The 11967-nt window shown below is 63.5% G+C and carries 16 protein-coding genes; 6 read left to right on the forward strand and 10 right to left on the reverse strand.

The features are described 5' to 3' along the window. Window positions 1–1071 precede the first annotated feature (1071 nt). The gene (locus ACT6S0_RS23325; RefSeq protein ID WP_444766149.1) at window positions 1072–1248 is read left to right on the forward strand and encodes a hypothetical protein; all 177 of its coding nucleotides are present in this window, start codon (window positions 1072–1074) and stop codon (window positions 1246–1248) included. A gap of 325 nt (window positions 1249–1573) precedes the next feature. Then, window positions 1574–1861: a hypothetical protein gene (locus ACT6S0_RS23330; protein WP_444766150.1), complete on the forward strand. Its 288-nt coding sequence runs from the start codon at window positions 1574–1576 to the stop codon at window positions 1859–1861. A gap of 44 nt (window positions 1862–1905) precedes the next feature. Here ACT6S0_RS23330 and ACT6S0_RS23335 read toward each other — a convergent pair whose 3' ends face one another. From ACT6S0_RS23335 to ACT6S0_RS23375, 9 genes are all read right to left on the reverse strand, one after another. After that, window positions 1906–2979, reverse strand: a complete 1074-nt coding sequence (locus ACT6S0_RS23335; RefSeq protein ID WP_444766151.1) for a deazapurine DNA modification protein DpdA family protein — start codon at window positions 2977–2979, stop codon at window positions 1906–1908. Between the two features lie 8 nt (window positions 2980–2987). After that, window positions 2988–3248: a hypothetical protein gene (locus ACT6S0_RS23340; protein WP_444766152.1), complete on the reverse strand. Its 261-nt coding sequence runs from the start codon at window positions 3246–3248 to the stop codon at window positions 2988–2990. Then, window positions 3241–3471: a hypothetical protein gene (locus ACT6S0_RS23345; RefSeq protein ID WP_444766153.1), complete on the reverse strand. Its 231-nt coding sequence runs from the start codon at window positions 3469–3471 to the stop codon at window positions 3241–3243. The genes ACT6S0_RS23340 and ACT6S0_RS23345 overlap by 8 nt, the downstream gene beginning before the upstream one ends. A gap of 2 nt (window positions 3472–3473) precedes the next feature. Then, complete coding sequence (locus ACT6S0_RS23350) at window positions 3474–3683, reverse strand: hypothetical protein (RefSeq protein ID WP_444766154.1); 210 nt, start codon at window positions 3681–3683, stop codon at window positions 3474–3476. Then, window positions 3680–4126 (reverse strand): hypothetical protein, encoded by a 447-nt coding sequence (locus tag ACT6S0_RS23355; protein WP_444766155.1) that lies wholly within the window; start codon window positions 4124–4126, stop codon window positions 3680–3682. Before ACT6S0_RS23355 ends, ACT6S0_RS23350 begins: the two co-directional genes overlap by 4 nt. Further along, complete coding sequence (locus ACT6S0_RS23360; protein ID WP_444766156.1) at window positions 4123–4374, reverse strand: hypothetical protein; 252 nt, start codon at window positions 4372–4374, stop codon at window positions 4123–4125. The genes ACT6S0_RS23355 and ACT6S0_RS23360 overlap by 4 nt, the downstream gene beginning before the upstream one ends. Continuing rightward, window positions 4371–4970: a hypothetical protein gene (locus ACT6S0_RS23365; RefSeq protein WP_444766157.1), complete on the reverse strand. Its 600-nt coding sequence runs from the start codon at window positions 4968–4970 to the stop codon at window positions 4371–4373. The genes ACT6S0_RS23360 and ACT6S0_RS23365 overlap by 4 nt, the downstream gene beginning before the upstream one ends. Before the next feature lie 701 nt (window positions 4971–5671). After that, complete coding sequence (locus ACT6S0_RS23370) at window positions 5672–6760, reverse strand: zeta toxin family protein (RefSeq protein WP_444766158.1); 1089 nt, start codon at window positions 6758–6760, stop codon at window positions 5672–5674. Window positions 6761–6837: 77 nt separating this feature from the next. Beyond that, complete coding sequence (locus tag ACT6S0_RS23375) at window positions 6838–7110, reverse strand: hypothetical protein (protein WP_394485951.1); 273 nt, start codon at window positions 7108–7110, stop codon at window positions 6838–6840. 277 nt (window positions 7111–7387) lie between these two features. Between ACT6S0_RS23375 and ACT6S0_RS23380 the strand changes: the two genes are divergently transcribed. Continuing rightward, window positions 7388–7669, forward strand: coding sequence for a hypothetical protein (locus ACT6S0_RS23380; protein ID WP_444766159.1), 282 nt, complete (start codon window positions 7388–7390; stop codon window positions 7667–7669). A 171-nt stretch (window positions 7670–7840) separates the two neighbouring features. After that, the gene (locus ACT6S0_RS23385; RefSeq protein WP_444766160.1) at window positions 7841–8494 is read left to right on the forward strand and encodes a hypothetical protein; all 654 of its coding nucleotides are present in this window, start codon (window positions 7841–7843) and stop codon (window positions 8492–8494) included. Between the two features lie 128 nt (window positions 8495–8622). On the opposite strand, the gene ACT6S0_RS23390 is transcribed toward ACT6S0_RS23385, so the two are convergent. Then, window positions 8623–8817 carry a hypothetical protein gene (locus ACT6S0_RS23390; protein ID WP_444766161.1) on the reverse strand — a complete coding sequence of 65 codons (195 nt, stop codon included), beginning with the start codon at window positions 8815–8817 and terminating at the stop codon, window positions 8623–8625. Window positions 8818–8844: 27 nt separating this feature from the next. Here ACT6S0_RS23390 and ACT6S0_RS23395 point away from each other — a divergent pair, with 27 nt between their 5' ends. Together ACT6S0_RS23395 and ACT6S0_RS23400 are read left to right on the forward strand one after the other, a co-directional pair. Beyond that, window positions 8845–11238 (forward strand): hybrid sensor histidine kinase/response regulator, encoded by a 2394-nt coding sequence (locus tag ACT6S0_RS23395; protein ID WP_444766162.1) that lies wholly within the window; start codon window positions 8845–8847, stop codon window positions 11236–11238. Window positions 11239–11398: 160 nt separating this feature from the next. Next, window positions 11399–11692 (forward strand): hypothetical protein, encoded by a 294-nt coding sequence (locus ACT6S0_RS23400; RefSeq protein WP_444766163.1) that lies wholly within the window; start codon window positions 11399–11401, stop codon window positions 11690–11692. Window positions 11693–11967 lie beyond the last annotated feature (275 nt).

Raw genomic sequence — 11967 nt, forward strand, 5'->3', positions numbered from 1 at the left:
GCCGTCTGACGCATAAAGAGACCTGGCGGGCAGGGCAGAGGGGCGCGCACAGAGGCCGCATGCCCGCAGCGAAGCGGAGGGACCGGGCGAGTACGCGAGCGAAGCGGTACCCGGCGCCCTGACGGGCAGGGCTATGCGTCGAACAAAGACGGGCCGGACAGCAGATCAACCACTGGCGACCACGACCGATGCGAGCTGTGTTTCACACGACATCCGAAGCACCGGCAACGCCCGCCAGCCCGACAGGGGTGGCGGTACACGCCGCGAGTGCGGCGCTGGGCAATGCCCTGCGAGTGCAGGGCAGCGGCCCGCCCTGCGGGCCGTCAACACCTGGGGCAACCGGCTTCGCGGAAGAAGACGGCTTCGCCTGCTTGCGCGCCCTGCGCGCCTGGTCGTAGGTCTGCGGTACCGCATCGCCAGATTTGGCGATGGGGCCCTGGGCTGTGCATCGCCGTCTGAGGCGATGCGGGGTCTGGAGTGCAGGGAGGGGGGCCGATCCCGCGTGGTTCGTGCGCGCTCATCGAGGGGCGCACCAAGCCAAAATCGCTATTTTGGCGAACGACATTCTTTGACAGCATCGCCATTTCCGACGATGATTGGGGGGTCTGAATGCCGCTCGAAGCGGCTGCAAGACGGTTCGCATCACACCATCAATGGGAGTTTGTAGAAATGAAAATGCACAGTGCACGGGTATTCGGGTTGGCTCTTGTGGCCACGGTCCTTTCGACGGCTGCATGGGCACAGATACCCATGCCGGACGCGAAGAATTTCGCTGGCGCAATAAGCGATCAGGTGCGACTTAGCACAGCAGCGAAGCTGCAACTGCGAGAGCGTGGGGCCCTGTATGTGGTCGGCGAGACAACTTCAGGTCAGAAAGTGTGGGTTCCAGCCTCTTGCCAACCCTTGAAGGGGGAGAGGGTGCAGCTAATAGACTTCGAGGCGAATGCTGGTGGTGTTCGAGGGAGCAATTCGGCGCGCGTCAAAGTGGCCGAGGGCCAATGTCAAGGCGGCGAAGGTGTGGTCGGTACCACGTACATTGATGCGGTCAAGTAGCGTGACGAGAGCGCGGGTATGAAAGCCAAGGATGTCTTCCGGCGCGTGATGCGGCGGTACCCGGTCTACCGGTTGGCGGTGCTACTTGGCGGCGCCGTCGTGGCGATGAGATTGCAGGCCTGGGGCGGCGCCGCCTTCATGCTGGCCGTTGCAGCCGCAATAACGTACTTGAAATTGAAGAAGGCGGGTGACTGAGCATGGCTGGTCGTTGGTATCCCGGTGTTGACGCGCAGCGCTTGGCGGCGCGTCAGGCACTTCGGGAGACGGAGGCACAGGCCATTGCCGCAGCCGCACGGGCAACGCCGGCGCGCTGCTGGACCTGCAAAGGCGAAATGCCGGAGGGCATCGAGCTGGCGCAGTCGTGGTGGCCGTGCTGCACTGAGAAGTGCCACGTAGCCCGCGAGCTGGAACTGGCCCGGCGCGAGGAAGTGCGCGAAGCGCGCCGCGTGGGCCTGCCAGTGGCTGAATTCCGAGCGCAGCGTGCGCGGAATCGGCCCCCCCTACAGAGTGAAGGCGAAGCATGAACGATGCGACACCAGCTCGCCGGCAGATTGCCGGCGCTGAGCCCTTCGACATCGGTGGAGAGGCCTTCGCCGACGTGCCCGATGGCTACGACGGCCCTTGCCGGATGACCTGCGAGGGTGCCAAGAGCCGCGATGAGGCGGTTTTTCCGACGTACGCGGAAGCCGCCATGGCGGCAACGCACGCCGTCGGCGTGAGTCTCGGCGGCTATCACACGGCCGATTTGACGATGGCGACTGCGGCGGAAGTCACACACCGCACCTGGCTGGACTGGCTCTGCGCCTAGGTGAGGGGGGATAGGCATCGCCATGTGTGGCGATGCTGGCCAGCTCACAGGCCGCAAATCTCGCGCACCGCGTCGGCCAGGCCGAAGATGATTTCTTCGAGTTCGGCTAGGCCGGCCTCGCCGAGGCCGAGGCGGCGGACGATGGCGACTGCCCTTACGCCATCGACCAGCGCATAGCCGACGGCATCGAGGTATTCAATGTCACCGGACAGCACCAGCTCGGCGAACTGCATCGCCAGCGCCTCCAGCACCATGGACTCGACATCGGTGAGGCCGCCGAAGTCCACGGGGTCGAACAGCAGGGTTTGCACACCGGCGCCATGCGCCGGCCGATTGGCGATCTTCTGCTGCTTGTCGGCCCACCGCTCCATGTGCCCGATCCGAAACTGCATGTCACGGCCCGTGCGACGTTCGGCGCGAGCCTGAACGTCCCACGCCATCGAATCGACCGAAGCAACGCGAGGGTGATGGGCAAGCAGCGCGAGGGCGGTGCTCTTGACGCCGAACAGGTGCACTTTGCAGTGCGCCGGCAGGTAGGCGTCGAGCGCGGCCAGGATGGCGAGGATGCCATCCGGCCCATGCACCTCACGCCGGCAGACGGAGCCGACGCCGACCAGCTCGGGCCAGTCGGTGATGGGAAGCCATTGGGCGCAGGTGATGTACTCGGCGGGGGTCCAACCCTGGATCACCGGCATCGGGGCCTTCACGCCCCGATTTCGGGCCTCGGCGCGGCAACGCCCGAGCATGTTTGCGGTCGCAGCCATGCGAAGCAGGCGTAGCGGACGATCACCCGCGATTTGTGGCTCGACGCAATAGTCCATGGCGGCCCAGAAAGCCCACGGATGCGCCTGCACCAGGTCGAGGTAGTCATCGACCGTCCAACGATAGTCGCCGTACCGGACGGCGGCCACGAAGCCGGCTGAGTCGAGCGCGGCGTCGAGGCCGGCGAACTGGACGGCATCGGGAAGGCGGAACGCCTTGAAATAGCCTTCGCGCTCGTGGCCACGCGGGTAGGTGCGGGCGAAGGCGTTAGCCGAGAAAAGCACCGGGTAGCCGCGCTCGCGCGCGGCGGCCACGAGCTGCCCACCAGTCAGGGGCACGCCGACGCGGACTTGCACAGCGGCCATCAGTCTTTCGCCGGCGAGCCCGGCGCCTCCAGACGAGCGGCCGTCAGGCCGGTGGTTTTCGCGTCGAGCACGTAGATCGCATCGCGCAGGCGGTTTGCGCGGTCGAGCCAGAACTGGCTTTTGTCATAGCAGCGTTCGGCTCGGGCCGGAGTCGAAGCCACATTGCCGTCGGCGAGCCATTGGCTGCCGCGCGTCTCGGCGTCGAGAAGCTTGGCGTGAAGAGCGCTGCGGGAACGCCCGGCGTCGGTCGGCTTAGGCATAGTGGTTCCGAATGAGGAAGGCCACCAGGTCGATGCGCGTGCCTTCGCGGTACTTGCCGCCCTGCGGCCAGATGTACAGAAGCTGGCGGCCTTCGCGCACGAGCTCGCCGATCTGACGCTCGGCGGCAAGTTCGCGACGCTCCATGCGTTCTAGATACCGGTCCTCGGCCGCCATGCGGCGCGATTGATTGCCGGCGAGCTGGCGATGTATGTCCAAGGTCATCATCACGCTCCTGCCGGAGAGCCCTGCAATGCCGCCTTGCGGGCGGCGATTGCGGCACGACGGGCGGCGCGCGCTTGCGCCCGCGTCTTGAATTGAAGGCCGAGCCACGATCCACAGAAGCGAATCACCCACATGGCCGTCGGCTGGCCGGTGAACTCGCGTTGCAGAGAGAAGCGCGGATCGCGCAGGACAGTGAAGGCTTGTGCGGTCATGCGTTGATCCCGTTGGCGATGGCTGTCGCCACGCGGTCAGCCACGCGCGGATCGACGATGAATTCAGCGCCGTGACTCTCGGCCAGGTGCTTGGCAAGGCGCACGTCCCGGTCGGCCACAAATTCGCACTCGTAGTGCATGCCGGCCAAAGTGATGCGGATCGAGTCGTAGGCTCGATTCGCGTTGTGCGTGTGCGTGACCCATACGCGCTTCACCAGCTCGAAATCGGCGAGCACGACAACCGGTGTTGCCGGTTGCTCTACCCACGTCGCAGCGCGCTTTTCCACTTCGTCGAGACGGGCGTCGAGCACGCGCAACAACTGGCGCACCTGTTGAAGCTCTTCGGGCATGTTGTCGATGGCGACGGTGCGGCGCAGCTCGCCCACCTGGTTCACCATGGCGGTCACGGTCTTCCTGATGATGGGAAGGTGGGCGTAGCTCATGATGCTTCGCTCCCGGTCGTGTTGGCGATGGCGAAGACCTCTGGAGCGCCGAACTTGCTGGCGTACCCGGTGGAGGACCAACCCCACATTGCTCGCGTCGCCACAATGCGCCACGGCGTGTGTTCGCGCGCCTCGGTGGTCGGCATGATGTCCCGCTTGTCGGCGAACAATGCCGCGAAAAACGCATCCTTCGTTACGACGGTCATGCCGGTCGGGACCAGTGGCCCCGGGGTGTGCTGCGTGCTCATGCGGCACCGCCTTCAGCACCGGCGCCAATGATGTCCCTGGCGTCAAGCTCGACCACGAGCGATTCGCCATCCATGTCGAAATACAGGATCAGGTCAACGCCGTCTTGATTCTTCACGTAGAGCGTGCGGCTCGACTCAAGCAGCAATTGCATGTGCTCGTCGTCGATGTTCGCGCCCGTCACTTCGATGTCATCCCCGATATCGACGGTTTGGACCACGATGCCCTTGCCCGTCGTTTCGACGCCGTGATATTCAGCGACGCATTCCGCATCGATGGTCTGCCGATGCTCATCGGAGAGCGCTTCTGTACTGAGGTCAAAGGCGTAATCAAGATCCGACCAGCTCACGCTCCGAGAATCCAAGCCGAGGGATTCACTGGCCCGCGCATACGCTGTGAAAAGCTCTTCCGCGCAACGTAGTGCGGCAATGATCTGTCCTTCGTCGTAGTCCCGACCAGCGGCCTTGAAAACGAACCCGTTCGCCTTCGACGCAGTGCCTTCTCCTTCAACTGCTGTTTGGTGAGTCTGGGGTGCGAGGAACTGCGCTTGTGGGGCGTTGCTGGCGGTGGGGGTGTTGTGTGCGTTCGTATCGGTCATGGTGGTGCCCTCGGTTGGTGGTTGAGAAAATCTGCTGTTCGGAGCCGTCTGACGCAAAAAGAGACCGGCCTGGCAGGGCAGAGGGGCGCGCACAGAGGCCGCATGCCCGAAGCGCAGCGGAGGGACCGGGCGAGTACGCGAGCGAAGCGGTACCCGGCGCCCTGACGGGCAGGGCTATGCGTCGAACAAAGACGGGCCGGGCAGCAGATCAACCACGGGCGACCACGACCGATGCGAGCTGTGTTTCACACGACACCCGCAGCGCGGGCGACGCCCGCCAGCCCGACAGGGGTGGCGGTACACGCCGCGAGTGCGGCGCTGGGCAATGCCCTGCCGGTGCAGGGCAGCGGCCCGCCCTGCGGGCCGTCAACACCTGGGGCAACCGGCTTCGCGGAAGACGGCTTCGCCTGCTTGCGCGCCCTGCGCGCCTGGTCGTGGGCTGTGGTGCCGCATCGCCAGGTGCGGCGATGGTCGACGGCCTGCGGTGATGGATGTCGATCTGCTGGCGCGAGCCAGCCGCCCGCTTATCCACGGCCGGACCTGTGGGCAACGCGCCGCAACCTCGCGGATTGCACGAGGTGGGTTGTCCACAGGCGCCGCGCAGCGGCGGGCGGTGGGTAAGCGGGAAAAGGTGGTCCCTCGCCGGTTTCGCAGGTGCTGCTGCAGCACCGTCAGAAACGGCGAATGCAAGATCCAGCGCGTCAGCGCTCCGGTTCGCGCTGCTTGGTCGGCGCGGGCCGTTCTTGGGTGATGTCGCGCTGCACCGGGTAGTGCCCGGCCTGCACCCGCTCCGCGATCTGCTCGCGAGCGGTGGCCTTCACGGCATCGAGCTGGGCCGCAGGGACGCCTTGGCGTCGCGCGTGCTGCTCGATCTGCTCCAGCGCGGCGTAGGCCAGGGCGAGACGTGGGTGCTTGGCCACGGCAAGCTCTGGTGGCTCCGAGCGGAACGCTGCGGAGGCCTCGGCGTCGCGCTCCTTGAGCGCTGCGCGATCGCGCTCGATCGCGGCGCCAGCGCGCAGCTCGCGCACCTGGTTCATTTCGTCGGCGGTCGCATTGCGGCCGTGACGCTGTTGCAGCGCGTCGATGCGATCGAAGCCTGCGACGTGAGCATCCCATTCCTTGGCCGACAGAGGGCGATCGCGTTCGCCCTCGATCGCTTGGCGGGCACCCGGAGGGTGCTGCCAAGCGCCGTCGACGACGGTGTTGCTGTAGATCTGCTCGGCACCGCGGCGGTCGACGCGCAGCCGGTCGACCAGCTGCTCGGTTTCGATCTTCTCCACGGTGCGCAGGACGCCGGAGACAGCGGCATCGTGCACATCCTTGGGCGTCATGCGCCCGACGCCGGCATCGGCCTTCTGCTGCTCGTAGCGGCCGAGGACGCCTTGCCAGCTCGCCCGCTCATGCACGGCAATGACGCGGGCCTCGATGAAGTAGCCGGCTTCCTTGTATTCGGCGAATTTCGCTGCGGCGTTCTCGGGCGTTTTCATCGTGCCTTCGAGCAGGACGTTGTAGCGCTCTTCGCGCGCGAAACGCTCCGCCTTCTCCGCCCATGCCGAGGCGTCTGCGTGCGTGAAGTCGGCCGCCGTGCGGTCGTCGGCGCGCATCAGGTCGTCGTGCTTGGGATGGAATTTCCGCAGGTCATCGGCGGAAATTTCCATTACACCGCCATGGGACTCGAGATCGAGTTTCACGGAGTCGATCGACCGGCTCTTGCCGGCGCCAGGCTGGCCGCCGACCATGACCATGGTCGGCTCGGCCTGGGCCTGGAGGTCGCCGCTGGCGGTGGCCATCAAGTACGGGCGGATGTCCTGCTGGAAGATTCGTTCGTTCTCGGCCTCGGAAAGGCGGTGCTCCTGGCGGTCCATCGTCAGGCTCCAGCGCCTTGGGCGCGGCGGTGGGCGGCGATCAGCTCGGCGTACTTGCTGCGTGCGATCGCGACGGAGGCGTGATCGGCGGCGCGGAGTGCGTGGCGCTCGCGTGCTGCGGCATACAAGGCGCGCTGCAACTCTTCGAGCCGGGCCGGATCGGCGCCGGCGTTGTCGCGCTCGGCCCGGATCAGGGATTGGACGATGCCTTCCCACACGCCGATGACGCCGCGCACCGCGTCGAGCTGCAAGTCTTCTTCGTCGATCTGATTCATGGTGCCCCCTGGATGACCGTTTGCGCCGGTATTTTGACGCGAGTCCGGCCGCGCAGCGGTAGGCGAGTGCCCCGAGGGCCGCAGGCCCGCACGAAAGCGATGTAGGCCCGTAGGGGGCGAGACTAGGAGGCCTGCCGACGAAGGCTCGATCCAAGCCCGAAGGGCGCCGGACCAGCGTAGCGTCCCTCGTTTTCGAGAGAAAACGGGGGTGAGACAATGGATTCGTATGTGGGCTTTACCACTACAAAATCGAAAAAGCTGATCGCCTGCGAGCGAAATGGAGAAGCGTTTGACGGTGCAAAAAGTGACCCCTGTGCAATGCGCGCCACAGGAAATCTTGGTTCCCAAAGTGCGTGTCGGCGTGGTCAAGGAAGCCCTGATTCGGCAACACGAAGGCGGCACCTTCACCCTCACGATCCGGCTGGCCAGGCAAGAGCCAGTGACCCTCGCATCCCGTCGGACGCCCGATCAACCCCGGCATTTCAAGCACGCGGAAACGGCCCTCAAGACCGGACGCGAGCTGTTCGGCATTCGAGAGTTCGTCGTTACCTTGAGCTAGGTTCGCCAACTGACAAGCATGAAACGCGATTGACCAGTTCGAGGGAAAAACCACATAAAGCGCGTGATATGCGCATTCCAAAATTGGCGTTTTGGTTGACCACTGAAGCTGCGGCCCGGTACGATCACGGTCGTCGCTGCCACCCCTAGCAGCATTCCAAGGGAGCTTCAAGTGAAATCATTCCATCGAGTTGTCGTCCGGGCTGCGGCCCGACTCGCAGGCCTCGCGGCCTTCACCCTGCTGATGGCGCCGGCAGCGCACGCACAGTTTTACTCCGGGGCCGACTACGGCTGCAAAGTGCTGCTGTGTCTCTCAAATCCGATGGGTCCGCAGGCCGTTCAGGACTGCGTTGCGCCGATCAACCAGCTCAAAAAGGATCTCTCGGACGGCAAGCCTTTCCCTCACTGCGAGACGGCAGGCAGCGCGTACGCGCAGCCTGGCAATGCGTGGTTCGATGATTGCCCGGAGGGCACGAGTGCGCTGGATGCTGGTGTGCCAGCCATCGTAGGAACGGCAGAGCAGTTGGCTGCTCAGTCGAATCGACCGCAGTTCGGTGCAACTGGTGGCGGCGAGACGATCTACACGGGCATCGGAAGCGGCAACGACGGCAATGGTGGTTTCATGAGGCCGTCGACGCAAAAGGTGTGCGTCGGCAAGCTGCTCGGCACCAAGACGATCATCACTGGCGGCGGCGGCATCGACAGCGGTTACGAATCGACGACGGTGAATGTCTACGATCACATCGGGCTGGTCGACCCAGCGCAGACGCCGCGATACATCGACGTCATCATGGACCAGAAGCTCTACCGCCGCGTGCGGTGGTGAGCGACCGGCGAGCCTGGGTAGCCAGGCGACGATAGGTGCAAAGAAAAGGGCCGCAGCGATGCGGCCCTTTTTTGTCGTGCGCAGCAGGCGCAGATAATTCGTACGCTGGCAGAGCCAGACTATGTAAATCAATCCTCTTCATCGTCAACCATGGCTGACACATCGGGGTAGCCGGTCTTGTTGGCGGAATCCACGATTTTGACGGCGCTCGACTCCTTGCGAACGTTGACGATGGGATCATCCGAATCCCCGTCGAACACGTCGAAGGTCGTCTTGCCGTCGGGACCTGTCACTGGCTTGAAGTGCCAAGGCGAAGTTTTCATTGGTTGCCTCATCGCAAGGTTTCTGTCTTGAGTAAATTGATCCAATCGCTACCCGCGCTCAGTAACCACAAGGCTAAATCGCATTCATTGAAGCGAGGCGCATCACGATGGAGCGCAGGCATTATCAGATCGGTGATGTGCGTCGCGGTCTGCCTGCTCATGCTATTTTCCGCCAGTTCGTCGAGGGCACAGAGTGACCCGGTTTTCACGCCGAATGGCAATGACCGTCAAGGCCTGGGGCCTTTCATGTGGGTGGCCAACGATCCGGCCGGAACCCTCAGTGTGGACGACGTGGCGGCAGGGCGACTCACGACGTTCCGCTTGTTGCAGTCAGTGGAGTGGACTGGCATCAAACGCGACGTGTATTGGGTGAAGATCAAGGTTGATTTAAGGGCCTACAAGGAGGCCAGTTCGTTCTTGATGTTCGAGCACCAGCCCGTTGCACGGTTCGATCTGTTCTACCCCAAGCCCGAAGGTGGCTTCGGTGTGTCAACGATCTCAACCAGTCAATCCGTCAGCGAGCGGGCCTTGTCCATGCAAGCCCTGGCCCTGCGCTTACCAACACCCGCAGAGCCAACAACGGTCTACCTGCGCATCGAGCAGAGGGCGCAGCCCGTGCTCCTTGATCTTTCATGGATCTCGAATGTCGAGGCCATCGAGGAAGTTGCCCACAGACAACTGATTCAAGGCGCGTTGTTCGGTGCGTTCATTGTGCTGGTCCTGCATAACCTCTTCGTGCTCACGAAAACCAGGGAGTTCTCGCATCTGTACTACGCGATGTACCTTGTTTGCTTCATGACGCTCATCTGTCTGCTAACCGGCATATGGACGAAGATTGGCTTTCTTGAATCGTCCGCCCAACTGATCGCGAGCGTCAATGCAGGCGTGATCGGATTCGGACTGACATTCATGCGCAGACTGTTCAGGTTCGACATCAATGCACCAAGGCTCGATAAAGCGGCCCAGCTTCTCGTTTGGTCCGCCATCGGCGGGGCGGTGGCCGCGGTAAGTGGATTTGAATCGCTCGGATACATGTCATCTGCGCTACTGGTACCCGCGGCGCTCACTGTGATTTTGTTGGGCAGCGTCACGCGCTTGAGGCAGGGCTACGAACCAGCGATATTTACCTTGATCGGCATATCGGTTCACATGGCGGTGTCCACGCTCTACATCTTGCAGTTTCTGAAGGTGCTGCCAGGCTCCTTCAGCTTCCTCTGGCTGGAACTGTCGGCCGTTTGGGAAGCGATGTTGTTCTCGTTCGCTCTGGCCCATCGCTTGAAGGTTGCAGAAAATGCAAGCAAACGGGCGGTACTGGACCGCGAGGTAGCCGTCAGACATAAAGAATTCTTTCTCGGAATGGTCAGCCACGAGCTGCGCTCGCCCCTGCAAAGCATCGTCTCCGCGCTCGATGTGCTGGAAAGCAAACGGGCCTCGCCAGAGCAGGCCGAAGTGATGAAGCGCATTCGCCGGTCGGCAAACGAGCTGGCTGTGCAGTTGCGCGACATGTTGACCTTGGCTCGGGGTCAGACAGGACGCATGGAGCTGAGGCCGGAGGTCTTCGAGGCCTGCGAGCTGGTGCAAGAGTCGGTCGAGAGCATGGCGCGAGAGGCGGAGGCCAAAGGCCTGGCGTTCAGCGTCGTCACGCCGGCAGAGCCGCTGTTTCTTGTGGCCGATGGCGTACGGATCGGCCAGCTCGTGCACAACTTGGTCAGCAATGCCGTGAAGTACACCGACCACGGCAGTGTGTCGGTGACGTTGAAGACCTGTCCCAACGGGACAGACGAATTTCGCATCGTCGTTGCAGACACTGGACCTGGCCTGCCGGAATCGGCCGCGGCGACAGTCACGCGGGGATTGCAAGCAGAACCTGTGCTGTTCGGTGAGCGCCGAGGCATTGGCTTGGCGGTGGTTCGCGCGCTGATGATGCAACTCGATGGAACCGTCGAGGTGTCGCCGACACCTGGGGGCGGCACTACTTTCGAGCTGGTGGTGCCGGCAGCGCGAGCCGAGGACCGGCCGCCAGTCGCTGGGACAGGGGAGGGCAGGATTCTGGTCGTTGACGATCGGCCCGAGCTGCTGTCGGGGTTCGCGCAGGTCTGCGCGGAGCTGGGCTTGATCTGCGATACGGCCTCTTCGGCCGCGATGGCCCTGAACCTGCTCGCTGCGCACGCCTATGGCGCAGTGCTTATTGACCTCGACATGCCCCACAAGACGGGGGCGCAAATGGCGACGGAGGTTCGGGCCTCGGGCGTCAACAGGGGTGCGCGCCTGGTGGCTATGACGGCCGGGCACGGCGCGAGCGACGCCGAATTGAGAGTGTTCGATTCCGTGCTCGAAAAGCCAGTGCGCCGCGATCAGCTCGCGGCGCTGATGCAGGTACCGGCTAAGCAGAAGATCGAGCCCTTCAAACGGGTGCCTTGATCCGGGGACGTGTGGCAAAAGCGCATTAAATGCGCGTGACAAGCAATTTACGCCGGGTTAGCGGTTGTAAATTGTCAAACTAAAGCGCATACTGTGCGCGTGATGCGCGTTTTATGCGCTTCTTTGTTTGTCTGTCACACGTTCTCAGGAAGGGACTCCCATGAAGAAATCGACTTTCGTGTTTGCGACTCTCGCAGTGGCCTGCGGCGCTGCTTCGGCAGCGGACCTGACGAAGCTGGCCCCGGTGAAGGCGTTCTACGCCGACACCGCGAACTGCATGTACATGGTGGACAACCCGGCCGAAGTGGCCGACAGCGTGAGCCAGAAGTACGCCAAGGCCTCAGAAGCGGCCATTTCGGCGATGCAGAAGGCAGACCCCTCGCTGTCGCTCGACAAGGCCCTGCTGGCTCTGCGCAAGGGCTGCAACGGCACGTTGCAAGCCGCAGCGAAGTGATGCGGGTTGCGTGGCCCGCAGCACGCCTGTGGGCCACGTCGATCGATGTCCACCAGTGACCTTTCTCTAAATAGCTTGACCTCCTGAAGCCCGTGGCGATCGCCTACGGGCTTTTTTTTTATCTTTTGAAGGTGACACCCATGTCAACACCCAATGCCGCCACCTACCACGCGGAGGCTCCGGACATCCGAGAGCTGCCGCCGCCCGAGAGCGTGATGCGCTTCTATCCCGTCGCCGGCACACCGGTCGAAGCGCTTGTGCTGAAGACGCGCAAG

The organism is Roseateles sp. (assembly GCF_052436255.1).
Lineage (GTDB): Bacteria > Pseudomonadota > Gammaproteobacteria > Burkholderiales > Burkholderiaceae_C > Pelomonas.